The organism is Bacillus sp. 522_BSPC (assembly GCF_001076885.1).
Lineage (GTDB): Bacteria > Bacillota > Bacilli > Bacillales > Cytobacillaceae > Niallia > Niallia hominis.
This window is the reverse complement of the sequence record NZ_JVDT01000223.1, coordinates 1-19742: the sequence shown is the minus strand read 5'-3', so window position 1 is coordinate 19742 and position 19742 is coordinate 1. Positions and strand designations below refer to the sequence as shown.

Annotated in this window: 18 protein-coding genes and 1 pseudogene; 5 read left to right on the top strand and 14 right to left on the bottom strand. The window is 34.7% G+C overall.

Going from position 1 to position 19742, the window contains the following annotated elements; genetic code table 11:
- Nucleotides 1-122: hypothetical protein (locus tag ADJ83_RS26335; RefSeq protein ID WP_239687087.1), on the top strand; the 122-nt coding region annotated here is incomplete at its 5' end.
- A 133-nt stretch (nucleotides 123-255) separates the two neighbouring features.
- On the opposite strand, the gene ADJ83_RS18320 is transcribed toward ADJ83_RS26335, so the two are convergent.
- Complete coding sequence (locus ADJ83_RS18320; protein ID WP_031539027.1) at nucleotides 256-729, bottom strand: S-ribosylhomocysteine lyase; 474 nt, start codon at nucleotides 727-729, stop codon at nucleotides 256-258.
- A 192-nt stretch (nucleotides 730-921) separates the two neighbouring features.
- Between ADJ83_RS18320 and yidD the strand changes: the two genes are divergently transcribed.
- Nucleotides 922-1179, top strand: a complete 258-nt coding sequence (gene yidD / locus ADJ83_RS18315; RefSeq protein ID WP_031539026.1) for a membrane protein insertion efficiency factor YidD — start codon at nucleotides 922-924, stop codon at nucleotides 1177-1179.
- Here yidD and ADJ83_RS18310 read toward each other — a convergent pair.
- Entirely contained in the window at nucleotides 1176-1733 is a 558-nt protein-coding gene (locus ADJ83_RS18310) for a beta-class carbonic anhydrase (RefSeq protein ID WP_031539025.1), read from the bottom strand. The two genes, yidD and ADJ83_RS18310, sit on opposite strands and share 4 nt — an antisense overlap.
- Nucleotides 1734-2010: 277 nt before the next feature.
- Here ADJ83_RS18310 and ADJ83_RS24640 point away from each other — a divergent pair, with 277 nt between their 5' ends.
- A complete protein-coding gene (locus tag ADJ83_RS24640) occupies nucleotides 2011-2175 on the top strand; it encodes a DUF1540 domain-containing protein (RefSeq protein ID WP_065429131.1) in 165 nt (54 codons plus the stop codon).
- Nucleotides 2176-2236: 61 nt separating this feature from the next.
- Here the strand turns inward: ADJ83_RS24640 and ADJ83_RS18305 are convergent, their stop codons facing one another.
- The 6 genes from ADJ83_RS18305 to ADJ83_RS18280 all read right to left on the bottom strand — a co-directional run bounded on the left by ADJ83_RS18305 (nucleotide 2237) and on the right by ADJ83_RS18280 (nucleotide 9900).
- On the bottom strand, nucleotides 2237-3439 hold the full coding sequence (locus ADJ83_RS18305; RefSeq protein WP_031539024.1) for an NAD(P)/FAD-dependent oxidoreductase: 1203 nt from the start codon (nucleotides 3437-3439) through the stop codon (nucleotides 2237-2239).
- A 31-nt stretch (nucleotides 3440-3470) separates the two neighbouring features.
- Nucleotides 3471-4943, bottom strand: a complete 1473-nt coding sequence (locus ADJ83_RS18300; protein ID WP_031539023.1) for an o-succinylbenzoate--CoA ligase — start codon at nucleotides 4941-4943, stop codon at nucleotides 3471-3473.
- Nucleotides 4944-5110: 167 nt separating this feature from the next.
- Complete coding sequence (gene menB / locus ADJ83_RS18295) at nucleotides 5111-5929, bottom strand: 1,4-dihydroxy-2-naphthoyl-CoA synthase (protein ID WP_031539022.1); 819 nt, start codon at nucleotides 5927-5929, stop codon at nucleotides 5111-5113.
- 37 nt (nucleotides 5930-5966) lie between these two features.
- Nucleotides 5967-6773, bottom strand: coding sequence for a 2-succinyl-6-hydroxy-2,4-cyclohexadiene-1-carboxylate synthase (gene menH / locus ADJ83_RS18290; protein WP_031539021.1), 807 nt, complete (start codon nucleotides 6771-6773; stop codon nucleotides 5967-5969).
- A gap of 12 nt (nucleotides 6774-6785) precedes the next feature.
- On the bottom strand, nucleotides 6786-8519 hold the full coding sequence (menD, locus tag ADJ83_RS18285) for a 2-succinyl-5-enolpyruvyl-6-hydroxy-3-cyclohexene-1-carboxylic-acid synthase (protein ID WP_031539020.1): 1734 nt from the start codon (nucleotides 8517-8519) through the stop codon (nucleotides 6786-6788).
- Nucleotide 8520: 1 nt separating this feature from the next.
- Nucleotides 8521-9900 (bottom strand): isochorismate synthase, encoded by a 1380-nt coding sequence (locus tag ADJ83_RS18280; protein ID WP_031539018.1) that lies wholly within the window; start codon nucleotides 9898-9900, stop codon nucleotides 8521-8523.
- Between the two features lie 307 nt (nucleotides 9901-10207).
- On the opposite strand from ADJ83_RS18280, the gene ADJ83_RS18275 reads away from it, so the two are divergent.
- Nucleotides 10208-10960 (top strand): TraR/DksA C4-type zinc finger protein, encoded by a 753-nt coding sequence (locus ADJ83_RS18275; RefSeq protein WP_031539016.1) that lies wholly within the window; start codon nucleotides 10208-10210, stop codon nucleotides 10958-10960.
- Between the two features lie 67 nt (nucleotides 10961-11027).
- Here the strand turns inward: ADJ83_RS18275 and ADJ83_RS18270 are convergent, their stop codons facing one another.
- Genes ADJ83_RS18270 through glgB form a run of 5 tightly spaced genes read right to left on the bottom strand, consistent with a single transcriptional unit; the run spans nucleotide 11028 to nucleotide 18955 of the window.
- A complete protein-coding gene (locus tag ADJ83_RS18270) occupies nucleotides 11028-13430 on the bottom strand; it encodes a glycogen/starch/alpha-glucan phosphorylase (RefSeq protein WP_031539015.1) in 2403 nt (800 codons plus the stop codon).
- Nucleotides 13420-14874: a glycogen synthase GlgA gene (gene glgA, locus ADJ83_RS18265; protein ID WP_031539014.1), complete on the bottom strand. Its 1455-nt coding sequence runs from the start codon at nucleotides 14872-14874 to the stop codon at nucleotides 13420-13422. The genes ADJ83_RS18270 and glgA overlap by 11 nt, the downstream gene beginning before the upstream one ends.
- Nucleotides 14871-15899 (bottom strand): sugar phosphate nucleotidyltransferase, encoded by a 1029-nt coding sequence (locus ADJ83_RS18260; RefSeq protein WP_031539013.1) that lies wholly within the window; start codon nucleotides 15897-15899, stop codon nucleotides 14871-14873. Before ADJ83_RS18260 ends, glgA begins: the two co-directional genes overlap by 4 nt.
- A gap of 22 nt (nucleotides 15900-15921) precedes the next feature.
- Entirely contained in the window at nucleotides 15922-17067 is a 1146-nt protein-coding gene (locus tag ADJ83_RS18255) for a glucose-1-phosphate adenylyltransferase (RefSeq protein ID WP_031539012.1), read from the bottom strand.
- Nucleotides 17015-18955, bottom strand: a complete 1941-nt coding sequence (gene glgB / locus ADJ83_RS18250; protein WP_031539011.1) for a 1,4-alpha-glucan branching protein GlgB — start codon at nucleotides 18953-18955, stop codon at nucleotides 17015-17017. The genes ADJ83_RS18255 and glgB overlap by 53 nt, the downstream gene beginning before the upstream one ends.
- A gap of 300 nt (nucleotides 18956-19255) precedes the next feature.
- On the opposite strand from glgB, the gene ADJ83_RS18245 reads away from it, so the two are divergent.
- On the top strand, nucleotides 19256-19468 hold the full coding sequence (locus tag ADJ83_RS18245) for a hypothetical protein (RefSeq protein WP_031539010.1): 213 nt from the start codon (nucleotides 19256-19258) through the stop codon (nucleotides 19466-19468).
- 196 nt (nucleotides 19469-19664) lie between these two features.
- Here ADJ83_RS18245 and ADJ83_RS27020 read toward each other — a convergent pair.
- A pseudogene (locus ADJ83_RS27020) lies at nucleotides 19665-19742 on the bottom strand (IS200/IS605 family transposase); the annotation flags it as partial.

Genomic DNA, 19742 nt, shown 5'->3' with positions numbered 1-19742 from the left:
CAGATGACTTCCTAGAAGACATGGAGTTTTCTACCCATTTAACAGCAGAACAATATTCTAAAAGATCATTATGGATTCGTTTCAAAGAATCCTTTTCACGACTCCTTAGCCCTCTTTTATAAGGAATCAAAAGAATCAATTTTGCATGAAAATGCCTACAAAATATTAAAAAAGACAAAATGCCTCGAGAATGTGTCCATTCTCGGAGGCATTTTGTCTAATCTGAAAGAGAGACAGATGCCTCTCTTTTCCAACTTATGCAAATACTTGTTTTAATTCCTCTTTATCTTTGCTTAACCAAAAATTCATCAGTCTTTTCGCCCCTTCAAGATCATGAAGTTTCGCTTGACCACATTGTTTTTCATTAGCTGCAGGAATCTCAGTAATTTCTATAGCTGTCTTCATGGTTGCCTCTAATAAATCGATAATTTCATCCACCGTAGGTTCCCCACTAACAACTAGATAATAGCCAGTCTGGCAACCCATTGGGGAGATATCAATGATATCAAAATGATTATATTTATCCACATGGGCACGTAAATTAAATGCTAATAAATGCTCTAAAGTATGAATAACGTCAGGCTTCATAGCTTGCTTATTCGGCTGACAAAAGCGAATATCATATTTATTTACAACTCCATCACTACCTACTTTGTGTACGCCACAATGTCTCACATAGGGAGCTTTTACTGCATTATGATCTAATTCAAAGCTTTCAACTGAAGGCATATAAACATCTCCTTTTATTCATGTATCTCTATTATACCTAAAAAACCGAGTAATTTCATCAACTTAATATATATAATATTTTTCCAGTAGAAATTAGTGCTATTTCTCCAAAATGATGGCTAAAAGTGAATACTTTATTCGTGTTCCACTCCATGGTATACTACTTGCAAAGAAGGAGAGGGAAATAAGCTAATGAAACATGTTTTTTTATTTATTATCCGCTTTTATAGAAAAGTAATTTCTCCATTAAAGCCACCAACCTGCCGTTTCTATCCAACATGCTCTTCCTATGGTTTAGAAGCCATACAAAAATTTGGCGCTTTTAAAGGAGGGTACTTAACAATCAAACGAATTCTTAAATGCCATCCCTTTCATCCTGGTGGGGTAGATCCAGTGCCTGATGAATGGAAGTGCAAAAATCATACCCATCCACCAAAAGAAAATAATTAATATCCATCAACAATTAAATCTAATTTTCCCGTTTTTGGATCAATAACTAATCCGTGTACTGGAACTCCATTTGGTAGTAAAGGATGTTTTTTTATCATATCTACACTATGTGAAACACTATCCTCTACTGAATCAAATCCGGTTAACCATTTTTCAAGGTTTATTCCAGAATGCTGCAATGTAGCGAATGTATCATCCGCAATGCCTCTTTCTTTCATTTTTTCCATCATACTGTCAGCGTGTAGTGCACTCATTCCACAATCATGGTGTCCTATCACCACTACTTCATCCGCTTGTAACTCATACACTGCAACTAAAATACTGCGCATGATGCTACCAAATGGATGAACAACTACAGCACCTGCATTTTTGATAATTTTTACATCCCCATTAGAAAGATTTAATGCTTGTGGTAATAGCTCTAAAAGTCTTGTGTCCATACAAGTTAAGATTACCATTTTTTTATTTGGAAATTTGCCCGTTATAAATTTTTCATATTTTTGTTCCCTAACAAACTCCTCGTTATACACTAAAATATTTTCTAATAAACTCACTTTAAGCACTCCTTAAAAAAATCATTCATTATAAAAAATAAAAACAGCTACTTTTTCAAAATAGGAAAAATATTCTCCCTATTAATAGTAATGAAAATTCATATAATATACAAATTTGAAATCTTTGTTCCTTCAAATTCTGGCTTTTCTTAAAAATTGTTCTAGGTATGTATCTCCTCCCTCCTTCTAATACTAATATGTAATGAGATCTTAATCTGTCTCATTGATAGGAATGAAATCCTTGTGAAAAAAACTTATTAATAAGGAGTGATACCCTATGGCAAAAGATGTACTTTGTGAAGTAAGTAACTGTACTTATTGGGAAAAAGGAAATCATTGTGGTGCTGATCAAATTTATGTAGTAAGTAATGTTGGGAAACACGCGGATACAAGTTATGAAACAGACTGTAAAACTTTTGAGCCTGAAACAAGCTTAAGCTAAATAGTTAAAAAACGCAAAAAAGAATCCCGTAGAAGTTTTATCACTTTTTCGGGATTCTTTTTTATCTATCCAATCGTACTAAATCTGCATCTTGGTGTACCCCTTTTGTGATTAAATCCTTTATTATCGTAGAACCAAAGGAACTGTAAACCGTGCCATTTCCACCGAATCCTAAACAATAATAGACGTTTTTACTATTGGGTACTTCTCCAATAAAAGGGATTCCATCCTTTGATTCTCCAAACGTAGCACCATAAGTATAGTCAGCTTTTAGTTGGATTTGTGGAAAATGTTCCTTAATACGAGCCAATAATTTATGACCATATGCCTCTAATATCTTCGGATCACTCGGTGCCTCCATTGTTTCTTCATCTAAACCACCAGCAACAATTCTTCCATCAAAAGTCGTTCTCATATAGAAATAGGGACGCTTCGTTTCCCAAATAAGGCACCTATCCTCCCATTGATGAAACGAGGGAATTGGATTCGTAACCGTTACATAAGTTCTATTTAATTCCGTTGCCATATTTCGTGTATAATTATCCAATTCATAACCTGTTGCATAAACAACATGCTTTGCCCGAATATTTGCGGTTTCACTTTTATACAGCCAGTAGCCATCTTGAAAATGTACCTTTTCGACTTCAGTATTTTCGAACACTTGAATATTATTACATTTCGAAGCCTCTTTTACTAAAGATACAACAAGCCTATGAGGATTTACTTCTGCGTCCCCACTTGTGCGAATTGCTACATGTTTTCTAAACCCATACGTTTTATAAATCATTTCCGCATCTAAAAATTCTACAGGAAAATCATATTTCTTGAGCATTTCATATTCGTTTTTAATGGATTGGACATCAGCTTCTGTACTTGCATAATATAAGCTTTGCCTATTCTCAAATTGAATGTCAGCCTTTAGGGATGACGCTATTTCTTTCAATTCCTCCATTCCCTTCAAGCACAATCGGTAAAAGCGAACTGCATCTTTCTCCCCTATGTTTTCAGCAAAGGAATGTAGCATTTTATCATTACAGTATTGTAATAAGCCAGTGTTAGCAGCAGAACTGCCATCCCCTACTTGATCTTTCTCCACTAGAATAACTTTAAGTGGTTCCTTCGCTAGTTTATATGTTAACAAAGCACCTGACATACCTGCCCCAATAATTAGAACATCACATGACATGTCTTCACTCAGCTTTGGATAAACTGGTTTATTCCCCAAAGTTGTCGGCCAATATAATGATCCATGGTATAAGCTCACAAACCAACACTTCTTTCTTTCTATTTTTCAATTAGAAATCCTTTTGCTCTTCTACCCATTCTCTTAAGTTCCTTCGAACAATTTTTCCGGATGCATTTCGTGGAAGTTCTGAAACAAAAAAAACTCTTTTCGGAATTTTATATTTTGCTAATGATTTCTCGCAGTTTTTCATTATGGATTTCTCGGAAAGAACACTTCCATCTACTACAACAAAAGCAACAGGAACCTGCCCCCATTGATTATCTGGAATGCCAATTACTGCAGCCTCTTTAATTCCTTCCATTTCAGACAATACCGCTTCTACTTCTGCAGGATACACATTTTCTCCACCAGAAATAATTAAGTCAGATCTTCTATCTAACACATAGAGAAATCCTTCAGAATCTATATACCCAATATCACCTGTAAAAAACCAGCCATCTTTTAAATGATTTTCTTTGTTTAAATAGCCTTGTGATACATTTGGCCCACATACTTTTATTTCTCCTACCTCATTTGGTCCTAATACTTCTCCTAGGTCGTTTACAATCTTTAATTGAGCAGGGAATAGCGCTTTTCCAGCGGAGCCTATTTTTCTAATACTGTCCTCAGGTGATAAAGTGACAATTTGGGAAGAAGTTTCCGTCATGCCATAGGAGTAATAGACGCGTATTCCTTTATTAATACATCTTGTAATCAATTCAACAGTGGCAGGTCCTCCACCTAAAAGCATATAGCGGAAATAAGCTGGAAACTTTTCATTAGTAGCTTGTTCTATTCGCTCTAGCATTGTTGTTACTACAGACACGATGGTAACTCTTTCTTCCCGTATATCTTGCAGGACTTTGTGTTCATTAAATCCATCGTGCAAAACAATTTTCATTCCATAAATAACACTTCTCATTAAAATAGAAAATCCGCTAATATGGAATAAAGGAACGGCACATAACCAAGTTTCCTTTTCATATAAACCAGCATTCAACGTATTTCCTATTGCACTCCACCAATGATTGCCGTAAGATTGTATCACTCCTTTTGGGAGACCAGTTGTTCCTGATGTATACATGATTGTGCATGTATCAGCTAATGAAAACTGCTCTTTTTCAATTGGTTCTATGTATGAACGATCTTCTATTCCCTCTTTGTAATAAACAGAGATTTTCAGCTCTTCTGCTAATTGTCGCGCAGTCTCTTGAAAATGATCTTCTGTTATTAAAAAGGTGGCATTAGCATCAGTTAATTGAAAAGTCATTTCATTTGCTGTTAAGCGATTGTTAAGAAGAACTGCCTTTGCTCCAATAATTTGCATGGCAAATAAGTGAAGGACGGTTTCTAAATCACTTTTTATAAGAAATCCTACATAATCTGTGTCTTTTACTCCAAAGGCTGTCAGTAACCCTGCACGGTAATAGGCCTTCTCATATAATTCTTTAAACGTTAGACTTTCCTTATTAAAAACAATCGCCTCTCTATCTGGGGTTAAAAGTGCTCTATTTTTAATAAAATTAGGAAGTATTTCTGTCATGACCTTATTAATCCTCTTTTCTATACAACAAAGGTGACACATCATTAGCATGTCCCTAAAATCACATTTGCTAAATACGAGTGTCACCCTTTGATATTATTTAAATAGATTGTAAATCAACAACTATTTCCATTTTTGATTTTACGTTATTAATTAACTCTTTCCTATTAAGGAAAACGTGGGAATTGTCCAAAATCAGGATTGCGTTTTTCCTTGAAGGAGTCACGTCCTTCTTTTGCTTCATCTGTTGTATAGTATAGAAGGGTTGCATCTCCTGCAAATTGCTGAATACCAGCTAAACCATCTGTATCCGCGTTAAAGGCAGCTTTTAAGAAACGAAGTGCAGTGGGACTCTTTTCTAAAATCTCTTCACACCATTGAATCGTTTCTTCCTCTACTTTTTCTAACGGTACAACTGTATTTACCAATCCCATATCTAATGCCTCTTGTGCATTATATTGACGACATAAGAACCAAATTTCTCTTGCCTTTTTATGACCAACAATTCTTGCTAAATAGCCAGACCCATAACCAGCATCAAAGCTTCCTACCTTCGGACCAGTCTGTCCAAAAATTGCGTTATCCGCAGCAATTGTTAAGTCACAAACAATATGAAGCACATGGCCTCCACCAATCGCATAGCCTTTTACCATTGCAATTACAGGCTTTGGAATGACTCTAATTAGACGCTGTAAGTCAAGGACGTTTAAACGTGGAATTTGATCCTCACCTACATATCCGCCATGTCCTCTTACCTTTTGGTCTCCACCAGAACAGAAAGCTTTATCACCTGCTCCTGTTAAAATAATTACACCAACATTGCTGTCATCTCTTGCCATTGCAAACGCGTCAATTAATTCACTTACCGTTCTTGGTGTGAAAGCATTATGTACATGTGGTCTATTAATCGTAATTTTGGCAATCCCATTATATGTTTCATAAATGATTTCTTCATATTGTCTGCCAGCTACCCATTCTACCGCCATCATTTTTTCCTCCTTTTCACAGGGCTGAACCTTTATGTCAGCTCCTTAAAAACTCCATTACTATTGTACCAAAAATCTCAGGTTTCTCCACATGAATTGCATGTCCTGCATTATTTACATTCAAATGGCGTATATTCTTATTTTTTTTGACCATTTCTTCCGCAATTTGATAAAACTTTCGATCTAGTTCTCCTGTTATTAAAAGTGTATCAATCGAAAGCCTAGAAATTCTGGACCAATAAGAGCTTTGTGCTCCTGTCCCCATTCCTTTTAAACTATTCGCTAATCCAATGGGATTATTAGCAAGCCGTTGATTTCTTATAGCCCGCTTAATAGTTGGATCTAGTCGCTCCTGACTTTTAAACAAAGGAATCTTCTCCCATTTATTTACAAAATGGATAATCCCCTGTTCAAGGATAGAGTCTCCTAGTTTTTCATCCTGTATTCGTCTTTGTTTTCTCTCCAATTCCGTTTGTAAGCCAGGAGAAGCGCTTTCAAGAATAAGCTTTTTTACGGTTTCAGGATATTCGCTGCAATACGCAAGTGCCAACCGTCCACCCATGGAATAGCCTAATATATGAACAGGAGCTAGACGAAGATAATCAATCACAGCTTTTATATGTGCAACACTTTCCTTCATTGCATACTTTTCTGCTTCTTCCGGTGAATCGGTTTTTCCATGACCAATAATATCTACTGCTATTACCTTGTAGCTTTTCTTCCATAACGGAATAAATGGGAACCATGTTCCGCTATCTCCAGTAAATCCATGTAATAATAATAGAGGTTCTCCATCTCCCTCAATAGTTATATGATAGTTTATATTCTTTATTTGGATAAACATATACTTCACCTTTTAACCCAGCTGATTTAAAATCTTTTGAATCCTATCTGTCATTTGCCGATGCTCTATTAGATTTTTCTCTCGATTTGTCCGCAGCTCCCAAACTCTCATACCTTCTTCAAAATTACTATGCTGAAATTGTGTCTCTAACCCTTGCCAACTTTCAATAAGTTTATACTGTCCCTTATACATTTCAACAGCATGCTTAAAATCAATACCTAAAGGAGTCCCAAAAAGCAGTTCAAAATGTCTTGGAAGATTTACCTGTGGCAAAAACGAAAAGATTCCGCCTCCATTATTATTTATCAATAGCACAGTTATCGGGAGCTTATACAAATGAGATAATACTAAACCATTTAAATCATGGAAAAATGTTAAGTCCCCAACAATTAAAAATAATGGTTGTTTAATGACTCCAACTCCAAGAGCCGTAGAAATTGTCCCATCGATTCCATTAGCTCCTCTATTTGCGATAATAGTAACTTTTTTATTTTGTTTATGAAAAAAAGTATCTAAATCTCGAATAGGCATACTATTTCCAACAAATAACACCGCATCATTCGGAATCATTTCACCCAAGCTATGAAAGAGTTTTGCTTCACTTATTTCTTGAATTTCCGCTGTTTGCATTAATTCCTTTTTTGTGAGTTCATTAATATCTATCCATATATTTAAATAGTGATTTATTGAGCAATGAGATATAAATGATGCAAGCTTTTCACAAAAATACCCTTCTTCACAATAAACCATATCTGTTGTCAGTTGATTAGGATCTCGATAGCCGATGCCACCATCTACAACTATCAGTTTTGCTTTTTCATTTTCGCGTAAGAAAATAGTTAATGGCTTTGAGATAGGCATACTGCCAAAGCGTATTATCACATCTGGCTTTAGTAGAGATTTTACCTTTTCATTTCTTAAAAAAGTATCATATGTGTCAATAATGCTATTCGTTCCTGCACTATTACTCCGCAGTTGAGAGAGAGGATCAGCAATGATTGGGAAACCAGTCTTTTCAGCCAATTGTATTACCTTTGCTGAAAAATCTTCTTTATCTATCTCTCCGCATATTATAATCCCTTTCCCATCAAGACTAGCTGCTAATTCCAGAAAATAAGCATCATTCATTCTAAAGTCACCTATATCCATTCGAATGGCAGGCTTTTCCTTTTCGTTTAATTGATAACTGTCTAAATTATCTAAGTCAGGAATTAACGGCTCCCGTAATGGTATATTTACATGTACTGGACCACTTGGTTGTTGTTTTGCCATCGAAACTGCTCTAGCTCCTACTGTTTTAGCATATCGAATCATTCCTGGACTATTATCAGGTGTGGACATTTCCATAAACCATTTTACATGCTTCCCATAAAGGTCTAGCTGATCAATCGCTTGAGGTGCACCTACATCTCTTAACTCATGCGGACGATCTGCCGTAAGTACTATTAACGGAATTCGGGATATTTTCGCCTCTACGATAGCAGGAAAATAATTAGCCGCAGCTGTTCCCGATGTACATACTAATACAGTCGGTTTTTTGGATGCTTTCGCTATTCCTAATGCAAAAAAAGCAGCTGATCGTTCATCAACATGAATATGCAGATTTATATCTTCCTGTTCTGCAAGCAATAGACTAATTGGTGTAGATCTAGAACCAGGGCTTATTACAGCATGTTCTACACCACTCTTTCCTAATTCAGCTATTAGTGCATGCAAATAGGCTGTTAATTGTTGTTGATGATTCATTTTATTTTCCTCCTAACGCTGTAAGCATTGGCTTAAATTTGATAGCTGTTTCCGTATACTCTAATTCAGGATCAGAGTCAGCAACAATACCACATCCAGCAAAGATTGTAGCACTGTTTCCATGTAATAATCCAGAACGGATACTGACAGCAAACTCACCATTTCCCTCATAATCAAGCCAGCCTATCGGAGCACCGTAAAGCCCTCTATCCAATCCCTCCACCTCTCTTATAACCTCTAAAGCTTCATCACGTGGAAAACCACCGAGAGCTGGAGTAGGATGCAATAATCGAATTAATGAAATTAAAGATTCTGTTTCCTTTACTTTGCCACTAACGGGCGTATAAAGATGTTGAATATCTCTCATTTTCATGATTTGCGGATTTGCCGGGATTTCTACAGTCGTACAAACTTCCTCCATGGCATTCTTAATCATTTTAACAACATAATTATGTTCTTCTCTATTTTTCGAATCAGATAGCAGCTCTTCAGCCAATGCACTATCTTCTACTTCATTATTGCCTCTAGAAATAGAACCAGCCAGACATGTTGAAAATACGGTATCTCCTGCTTTTTTAACCAATCGTTCAGGTGATGCCCCAGTAAAGCATTTATCATGAGCTTCTAAAGCAAAAATATATCCGTTGCTTTGCTGTTGTATTAAATTTCTTAGAACGGATTCTGTCACTATATCTTTTGTAAAATTCACTTTACTAGCTCGAGCCAATACTACTTTTTTTAGATTCCCGTCTAACTTTCTAATTACCTTATCAACCGTTACTTTCCATTTTTCACGATCAACTTCCATTACTTTCTGTATGGAAGGTAAAGAAACGGGAGTATATTCCTCTATTCTTTTTGGCAACGCAAAAGATTGTTTCCTCAATACTTCTTTTGCATATTCTATTTTATCTGAATGAATCAATATATTAGTTGTAATAAATTGATTTCCATCAATTTCACTTAACATAAACTGTGGCACATAAAAATGAGCTTCTGAGAAGCCATCCCATAGTTCTGTTTTTTCTTTTAATGGATCAAAGGCAAAGCCTCCTAAAAGCACTGGACCGATTCCAATATGATTGAATTCATTATACACTATTGCTTTTTCTAGGAGACTCTTCCATCTCTTCTCTACATGAGAATAGGAGCTTTCCCCTAAAGAACTTTCAATCTTTTCACAAATACCAATTCCTACAATCATGTTTTTCCCAGAAGGGTCCTTCCAAAAAAAACGTTTTCCTTTATAAGCATGGTATTTAGAAAAAAAGTCGAGAATATTCATTTTTTCTTCTACCATTTTTACTTCACTTACTAATATCGTAGGAGAAACACTATCCCTTATTTCTGTTTGTACCATTGTTCCTCTTCTATCATTCATCCCTTTGTGAATCCCCCTAAAACAAATCAAGAATTAGCTTCTTGCTTATATTGGTTCAAAGATATACGCTCATTCATTATTTTAGCATATTTTACGATACACCTGTCCTTTATATTATGTCAATCATAGTGAATTCTTAATGCCATTTCCAAATTTTAATTATTTATAGAAAAGAGGCATATTCTTTTTAGATAGGTTTGATATCGATAAAATAGGGAAATTTATGAACAACATCTTACCGTTTTAATTATGCTCCATTCGCTTATACTACTGTTATTACAATTGCATGGATAAGGATGTGTTTAACTTGTTATCAAAAGAACAAATAAATCACTTGAAACAAAATCTTGAAGAAAGAAAAGCGGAGATTTTAAACCGAATTGATGATAATGTAAGTGAGGAAAGTGCACGAGAATCTGTTGGCGAATTATCTAATTACGATAACCATCCGGGAGATATGGGAACTGAGTTATATGAAAGAGAGAAGGATTTAGCTCTAGAACAGCATGATCAATCGGAATTAGATAAAATAAATAATGCTTTAAAGGCAATGGAAGATGGATCATATGGAATTTGTACAGTATCAGGGAAAGAAATTCCTTATGAAAGATTAGAAGCAATTCCAACTGCACTAACTCTTAAGGAATATAGCGACGAACAATTTATTGCTTCTGATCGCCCAGTCGAGGAGGATATGCTTGAATTTGCTCATGGAAATCAGTATCGTCACTATGATACTGGTGCTGTCAGAGACTATGAAGATAGTTTTCAGGAAGTTGCTCGTTATGGCACTTCTGAGACACCTTCTGATTTAAGAGGAGATTTTGAAGATTATGATAGTCTTTACGATCGAAAAAGTGATGACGAAGGTTTTACAGAGGACTATGAAACATTTGTAGGAACAAATATCGATGGATCGGAACGGACTGTTTATCGTTCTAAAGCACACGAAAAATATGAACAAGCATTAGATAAGGAAGGAATTGAAGCTCCTTTTGGCGATGTTCCCTACCACGAGACAGATGGATACACAGAAGATAAGGAGGAAGAAGAGGAATAGTCCTTTTCCTCTTTCCTGTATTCAAGCAGAGAGTATAAAGGAGATTCAGAAGAATCTCCTTTATACATTACGAATATGGTTTTATATTCCAAATTTCATCTGCATATTGTTTTATTGTTCGATCACTTGAAAAATGCCCTGACATCGCTATATTCACAATACTTTTTTGCAGCCAGTCTTGCTTATTCTTAAATGCTTGATTGACCTCTTCATGAACTTTTGCATAAGAATGAAAATCTTTTAATACAAAAAACTGATCATTCTCTATAAGCAAAGAATCAAAAATCGGATCAAATTCATTAGATGGATGATCATAGAAACCATTTTTCAATTGATTGACCACTGCATGGATTCTATCGTCATGATAATAGTACTCCCGAGAGCTATAGCCACCATTTTGATATAATTCTAACACTTGATCGGAATTCATTCCAAAGATAAATATATTATCGTCTCCTACTAAATCATGCATTTCAATATTTGCTCCATCTAGCGTGCCAACAGTTAGCGCACCATTCATCATAAATTTCATATTTCCGGTGCCAGAAGCTTCTTTACTTGCTGTTGAAATTTGTTCACTAATATCTGCAGCAGGAAAAATGTGTTCGGCTAAAGAAACCCGATAATTCTCCAAAAAAACAACCTTTAATTTATTTTGAATTCTTTTATCATTATTAACCTTTTGGGCAACAGAGTTAATTAACTTGATTATTTTTTTTGCATAATAATAACCAGGTGAAGCTTTTGCTCCAAATATAAATGTTCTCGGCTCCATCTCAATAGATGGATCTTCCCTCAGCTTGTTATATAGAGACATGATGTGCAGGATATTTAGTAATTGCCTCTTATATGCATGCAATCTTTTTACTTGAACATCGAAAATAGACGAAGGATCTACAAGAATACCATTTTTGTCCTTAATTATCTTCGCAAGTATCTCCTTATTAGTTTGCTTTATTGCTGCAAGATTTTCTTTGAAATTTCCATCCTCTTGATAAGACAGTAATTCTCTTAATTGTGCTGGCTCGTCAATCCATTTATCACCAATTGTTTGAGAAATTAAGTTGGCAAGCTTGGGATTGGCTTTTATTAACCATCTTCTATGTGTGATTCCATTCGTTTTATTATTAAATTTTTCTGGATAAAATGCATAGAAATTAGCCATTTCTCGTTTCTTTAAAATTTCTGTGTGAATTTCTGCCACTCCATTAACGCTATGACTGCCGACTAATGCTAAATGTGCCATCTTAATCATGCCATCTGCAATTATTGCCATTTTCTCAATTTTCGGAAAATCACCAGTGTACTTATCCCATAAATCTTTGCAAAAACGCTCATTTATTTCATCAATTATCATATAAATCCTTGGTAATAAGGGCTGAAAAATATAGATTGGCCATTGCTCTAATGCTTCAGATAATGTGGTATGATTAGTGTAAGAGATAGTTTTTGTAGTTATATTCCACGCTTCATCCCATCCTAATCCCTCTTGATCCATTAATATTCTCATTAACTCTGGGATTGCTAATACTGGATGAGTATCATTTACATGAATACTTATATAGTGATGCATTTCACGAATATTTTTATGATGCTGCTTATAATTACGAACAATGGATTGAAGGCTTGCAGATACTAGAAAATATTGTTGCTTTAATCGCAAAATTTTCCCTTCATCATTGGAATCATCTGGATATAAAAAACCCGATATCGATTCTGTTTCCCGTTTATATCGCATAATGTCTTTAACATCTTTTGCAATTAAGGAAGACGGTTCTGCATTCCAAAGCCTCAAGGTATTTACCGTTGTTGTATGGTAGCCTATTACTGGTACATCATGTGGAACTGCTGTTACAGTTTCGGCATTTAAATGTCGAAACTGTAACTTTCCATCCTTCCTATACATATCAATATTTCCCCAGAAATAAATATCTACTGCTAAATCTTCCTTTCTAACTTCCCATACCTGTCCTTGCTTTAGCCATTGTTCTGGCAACTCAATTTGATATCCATCGACAATTCGCTGTTCGAATAATCCATGCTTATATCGGATACCACAGCCATGTCCTGGTAAGTTCAATGTAGCAAGAGAATCCAAGAAACAAGCAGCAAGTCTTCCTAGCCCTCCATTTCCAAGACCTGCATCATGTTCAATATCTTCCACTTCAAAAAAATCAATCCCAAGTTCCGCCAATCCGTCTATTACTACTTGATCAATACCTAAATTAACTAAATTATTATGAAGTAATCGTCCTAATAAAAACTCAATCGAAAGATAATAAACCTCTTTCCCGCCACTTTTCCGACTTTGCTCATTTGTCTGAATCCAATTCGAGCTCACATACTCTCTAATCATGTGACCTAATGTTTGAAAATGATCACTACTTGTTGTATCTTCAAAGGTTTTTCCATAAGTCATTTCAAGCCTTTGTAAAAAATACTTTTTAAATCGTTCCTTATTAGAAAACATGGGATTCACTCCTCGAGATAAGCTCTGCATATAATTGATTATATTTAAATGCAGATTGAGCCCAGCTATTATCCATTGACATTGCATTTTTCATTAGTTTATGCCATACTTCTTTATCTTCTTTATAAAAATGAATACCTCTTCTAATTGTATAAAGCATATCATGTGCATTAAAATTGGAGAAACTAAATCCATTCCCCTCTTTAGCCACTTCATTATAAGAGAACACTGTGTCATTAAGTCCACCTGTCTCTCTAACAATTGGGATATTACCATATCTCAAAGCTATTAACTGACCTAAGCCACAAGGTTCGAACTTAGAGGGCATTAGAAATAAATCTGCACCTGCATATATTTGATGAGCTAAGTTTTCATCAAATCCAATATATGCTTTACATTTGTCTGAATACATATCTTCCATTTCACGAAAGAAATTCTCAAACTCCGGATCGCCTGTTCCTAAAACTAAAAACTGTACTTCTTCTTCCATCATTTCGTGAAATACATGTCTAACTAGTTCTAGTCCCTTTTGACTGGTTAATCTTGATATCATACAAGTAATTGGAATATCCGGATTTTCTTTTAATCCAAATTTTTGCTGAATAAATCTTTTGTTTTCTTGTTTTTTCTCTAAAGAAGTAACGGTATAGTTAGCAGCTATCATAGAATCTGTTTCCGGATTGTATGTTTCTTCATCAATACCATTAATAATACCGTATAAATCTGACTCTCTCTGCTTTAATACATTATTCAGCTTCTCTCCATAATATTCTGTTTGTATTTCGTTTTTATAAGTAGGACTTACTGTTGTAATCTTATCGGCAGAGATAAGTCCTCCCTTCATTAAATTTACGTTTCCATAGAATTCTAGATTTTCTGTTGTAAAATAATAATCATTTACATTAAATAAATCACCAAGTACCTCTCTTGGTAATATTCCTTGAAACTGAAGATTATGTATGGTAAAAACAGTCTTAATATCGCTATACTCTTTTCTCCATTTATAGTCCACATTCAATAAGAAAGGAATCATCGCTGTATGCCAATCGTGGCAATGAATGATATCTGGAAATTCGGCTAAAAATGGTAAACTTTCTAAAACAGCTCGATTAAAGAATGCATAACGCTCCCCATCATCCCCATAGCCATATAAGCCACTTCTCTTAAAATACCACTCATTATCAATAAAATAAAAAGTGATACCGTCTACTTCTAATTCTTCTATTCCACAATACTGATTTCGCCAGCCTACTGGCACATAGAAATATCTTTTCTTCTCTATGTTGGCAAGTAAATGGGCAGGGATATCTTGATATTTTGGCATAATTACTGCTACATCTGTTCCTTGTTTTTTTAATTCCTTTGGAAGAGAACCAGCTACATCTGCCAGTCCTCCTGATTTTATAAATGGTACACATTCTGAAACTGCAAATAATACTCTCACGAATTCATCAACGCTCCTTGCACGGTTCCTTTTCTTACTACAAAAGGAGAAGTAGCAGTACCTGTCATCACTGTACCACTTTCAACTATAACATCCTTATCTAGAATCACTGAGTCCAAATGACAATTTTCTCCAATTGTGCATTTTTGCATAATAATACAATTCTTTAAACTAGAACCTTTTCCAACTTTCACAGCTCTAGAAATAATACTGTTGGTAATATCGCCTTCAATAACACATCCATTTGCTATCATTGAGTTTTTTACTTCACCCGTACTTGTATAGCGAGTAGGTGGCTCATCTTTCACCTTAGTAAATATTGGTCTCTCTTTTATAAAAAGCTGATTCCATACTTTAGATTTTAAAATATCCTTGCTTACATGATAATAACTAGATATAGAATTTATTTTTTCGGCATAGCCGTTATATTCGTATTCACATATTTTTAACTGGTTATTAATATCTATTACTACATCTTTCATACATGTATAACCTTTATCATCCCTTGAATGTATTAATTCAATTAGCTTTGATTTCTTGATTAGATATATTTCTAGGGAACTTCCATTATTGGTAATCTCCGTTATATCACAGCCAGAATCGAGATGACGTTCTAGTACAGGAGTAAAATTCATATTAAAAACGGTAAAGCAATTCGCAACTAATGCATATTCTTGCTTGCTTCTCTGAAAATAATCCATATTTGCTGAAAAATGATTAAAAGAACCTATACCACTAGTATTTGCATCATCCATTGATGCAGGAAAGAAAAATAAACCATCTCTTTTTCTATCTAAGTCCCAGTTTTTCCCCGATCCCAAGTGATCCATTAAAGAGCGGTACTGATACTTTGGAAAAATAGCAACACTTCCTATTCCAGAGTTCACCATATTGGAAAGAACAAAATCAATTAAACGATATCGTCCACCGATTGGAAGTGCAGCTAGTGTACGATGAGCAGTTAACTCTTCTAAATCTTCCATATGTGTTGTTGCATCAATTATGCCCAGCATTGATCTTATCATCTTAATCCCTCCTTCTAGTTTGTTAGGAAATCATTTCATTAACCATTTCTTCTGTTACTAGGACTACTTCATCTACGTCTTTATTTGGTTTAATGACCATTCCATCTGGTATTGTAATGTCAGAAGGGACAATAGCCTTCTCAATATAAACATTGTTGCCAATCTTAGCATCAGGCATTATTACAGAACTACGAATGATTGTCCCTTTTCCTACAGTAACCCCTTGAAAGACTATTGATTTTTCTAAATTCCCACTAATAATACATCCTTCATTTACCATGGACTCCTTAACCAGTGCATCATTAGAAATATATTGTGGTGGATGATTTGGATTTACGGTATAAATTCTCCAATTATAATCAGATATATTTAAATTACTAGTCTCATCCAATAAATCCATATTTGCTTCCCAAAGGCTTTGCACAGTTCCAACATCTTTCCAATATCCTTTAAATGGGTAGGCAACAACCTTTTTCTGTTTTTCTATTAATAAAGGAATGATATCTTTCCCAAAATCATGTGATGAATTTTTGTTTAAATTATCTTCTTCTAGTAATTCTTTTAATACCTTCCATTTAAATATATAAATACCCATAGAGGCTAAATTATTCTTTGGATGCTTTGGCTTCTCCTCAAATTCAATGATGTGCATATCTTTATTTGTATTCATAATTCCAAATCTACTAGCATCTTCCCATCCTACTTGAATGACAGAGATAGAGGCATCTGCTTGCTTTGAGATATGATATTCTAGCATCTCCTCATAATTCATTTTATAAATATGATCTCCAGATAAAATAAGAACATATTCAGGATCATATTGAGACAAGTAGTTCTGATTTTGAAATATGGCACTGGCTGTTCCCGTATACCATTTCACTTCGGAAGATTCACTATATGGAGGCAAAACAGTTACTCCTCCATTAACACGATCTAAGTCCCACGCACTTCCTATTCCAATGTAAGAGTTTAAAACTAGCGGCTGATATTGTGTTAAAACACCAACTGTTTCTATTCCAGAATTGGAGCAATTACTTAAGGTGAAGTCAATAATTCGATATTTTCCTCCAAAAGGAATAGCAGGCTTTGCTAGACTCTTGGTTAATGAATATAGCCTACTCCCCTTTCCTCCTGCTAGAAGCATTGCGACGCACCGTTTCTTTCCCATTTCCTTTTCTCCCCTTCCGATGTTGAACTGGACGTAAAACTATCATACTGAAAGCTGGTATTGTTAGCTGAACAGAAAAAGGTCTACCATGAAATTCTACATTTTCTGCTTTTATTACTTTTTTATTTATATAATTAGCTCCACCAAATCTATCAGTGTCACTATTTAATATTTCTCGGAAAGAGTTATTTAGAGGAACACCTATCCTATAATTTTCATATGTATGATAGGTAAAATTACAAATTACGACTAAATAATCCTCTTCTTTTTCAGCTTTACGTATAAAGGAGAATATCGATTGGTTTCTATTATTTACATCAATCCATTCAAAGCCTTCATTAACATGATCCAGTTGATACAAAGGCTTAGATCTTTTATAGATTTTTAGTAATTCTTTCATATACTCATTTGCTTTTTGGTGCATCTCATAATCTAGCAACATCCAATCTAACTGTTCTTTATCTTTCCATTCTGCAAAGTGTGCAAATTCATTTCCCATAAATAATAATTTTTTTCCTGGATGGGCAATCATATATCCTAAAAGAAGACGAAATTGAGCAAATTTTTGCCAATAATCTCCTGGCATCTTATCTACTAACGATTTTTTTCCATGAACAACTTCATCATGTGAGAAGGGCAGAACAAAATTCTCGGAAAATGCATAATGTAGAGAAAAGGAGACTTTATCATGTATATGCTTTCTATTAACTGAATCAGTTTCCATATAGGTTAAAATATCATTCATCCACCCCATATTCCATTTATAATGGAATCCAATACCGCCATAATGGACTGGAGCAGTTACTTGGGGCCAGTCAGTAGAATCCTCAGCAAACATCAAGACTGACGGATCATATTGACATACTGTTTGATTTAATTTTTGGAGGAAATCGATTCCGTACTGATTCACACTGTTTTCATTGGAATTTGGCCAATAAATTATATTAGAAACAGCATCTACTCTAAATCCATCGACATGAAAATACTCCATCCAAAAAATAGCGTTTGAAATAAGGAAGCTCTGAACTTCTTTTTTTCCTAAATCAAAATTTGCTGTTCCCCAAACGTAATTCTCGCGATCTAATGGATTGCCATAATCAAATTGACTCGTTCCGTCAAATTGATATAATCCGTGCGCATCCTTACAGAAATGACCTGGCACCCAGTCAAAAATAACTCCTAGTCCGTGCTGATGACACTTGTCGATAAAATACATTAAATCCTTAGGCTCCCCAAATCTGCTCGTTGCAGAGTAATAGCCTGTTCCTTGGTATCCCCAAGATATATCAAGGGGATGTTCAACTAAAGGCAGTAGCTCAATATGTGTAAATCCTTGCTCTATTACATAAGGAATTAATTCATCAGCAAGTTCTCTATAAGAATAAAGATCTCCATTCTCATGCATTCTCCAAGATCCTAAATGAACTTCATATATAGCTAATGGCTCATTTAGGGAATTCTTTTTTGTCTTTTTTTGTTTCCATTTTGAATCTTTCCATTTATAGCCTTCCAATGAATAAACAATAGAAGCTGTATGGGGTCTTAATTCGGAGAAAAAAGCATATGGGTCAGCCTTAAGAAGCACTTTTCCATCAGGTGATGTTAATTTATACTTATACATCGCACCTGTTAAATCCTTATTAACATTTAGAAGCCACACACCTTCTTTATTAATTCGTTCCAGTGAAAAACCTTCCCCATTCCAATTATTAAAATCCCCAACCAATTGAACAGATAGAGCATTTGGAGCCCACACACAAAAACTGGTGTAAACCTCTCCATTTTTATGATGAACATGGGATCCAAATAATCTATAACTCTCAAACAAGTTACCTTCGTGAAATAAATGTAGTTGAAATTCTGTTGGATATACTGTCTCCACTGTCATCCTACTTTCTATTACATATAATATTAAGTGACTAAACTTTACACTTTGTACATGCTAATTCCCTTTTTTTTAATTTCTAAAACAAATTACGACATTCATTACAATTGTACATAGAATTAAATTCGATTAATTTTAATATTCTATCAATAAAGTGTAAATCCTTTTTTGTTTTTAAAATTTTATGATACTCTAAAACTTTTTATGTTTAATTGACTAATTTAGATTGTGAATTTTTATCATAGATTTTGAATGATTAGGAATACTAAGAAGGATCTCTAAAAATAAGGAAGGTAACTTATTATGAGTAAAAGTGAAGAAGAATATCTGAATGAACAGACATCAAAAAATTATAATCCATTCTTTGAAGCACCGGACCAAAAAATACTTGCTGTTGACATGTTTAGAGGACCATATACTGGATTTCTTTCCGATTTTGATTTAAATAATCCAGGTAACAAATTATTTACAAGTGAGGATAAATGGGAAGAAAATTTAAAACGGGGAAAATTTTAATAACATCTAAAATTTCTTATTCTAATCACTTTAATGTTCCAACGGCTAACTTTCTTAAATCAATAAGGACCACCCGTGAGAACGGGTGGTTTTCTCTGCGGCTGAAAGCCTTTGTTACTGACCAAACCCTAAAGGGCTACTGAAAGGTTCGCCATTTGTACTACTTCTACTGGCCAGACCTCAAAGGCCTTCTCTCCTAATTATTTCGTTTCTTTTTCTTCACTTCTTCCCCTGTAAATGGATCAATATATTCCATTATCGTTAATTGTTCTGC

Excerpts from the sequence above, each read along its gene's own strand:
- menH (WP_031539021.1), bottom strand. The coding sequence starts at position 6,773 with ATGTTTATCCAAATAAAGAATATAAACTATCATATAACTATTGAGGGA.
- yidD (WP_031539026.1), top strand. The coding sequence starts at position 922 with ATGAAACATGTTTTTTTATTTATTATCCGCTTTTATAGAAAAGTAATT.
- ADJ83_RS18255 (WP_031539012.1), bottom strand. The coding sequence starts at position 17,067 with ATGGGAAAGAAACGGTGCGTCGCAATGCTTCTAGCAGGAGGAAAGGGG.
- ADJ83_RS18280 (WP_031539018.1), bottom strand. The coding sequence starts at position 9,900 with ATGAATGATAGAAGAGGAACAATGGTACAAACAGAAATAAGGGATAGT.
- ADJ83_RS18270 (WP_031539015.1), bottom strand. The coding sequence starts at position 13,430 with ATGTTTTCTAATAAGGAACGATTTAAAAAGTATTTTTTACAAAGGCTT.
- ADJ83_RS18320 (WP_031539027.1), bottom strand. The coding sequence starts at position 729 with ATGCCTTCAGTTGAAAGCTTTGAATTAGATCATAATGCAGTAAAAGCT.
- ADJ83_RS18245 (WP_031539010.1), top strand. The coding sequence starts at position 19,256 with ATGAGTAAAAGTGAAGAAGAATATCTGAATGAACAGACATCAAAAAAT.
- ADJ83_RS18300 (WP_031539023.1), bottom strand. The coding sequence starts at position 4,943 with ATGACAGAAATACTTCCTAATTTTATTAAAAATAGAGCACTTTTAACC.
- ADJ83_RS18260 (WP_031539013.1), bottom strand. The coding sequence starts at position 15,899 with ATGATAAGATCAATGCTGGGCATAATTGATGCAACAACACATATGGAA.
- menB (WP_031539022.1), bottom strand. The coding sequence starts at position 5,929 with ATGGCGGTAGAATGGGTAGCTGGCAGACAATATGAAGAAATCATTTAT.
- ADJ83_RS24640 (WP_065429131.1), top strand. The coding sequence starts at position 2,011 with ATGGCAAAAGATGTACTTTGTGAAGTAAGTAACTGTACTTATTGGGAA.
- glgB (WP_031539011.1), bottom strand. The coding sequence starts at position 18,955 with ATGACAGTGGAGACAGTATATCCAACAGAATTTCAACTACATTTATTT.
- menD (WP_031539020.1), bottom strand. The coding sequence starts at position 8,519 with ATGAATCATCAACAACAATTAACAGCCTATTTGCATGCACTAATAGCT.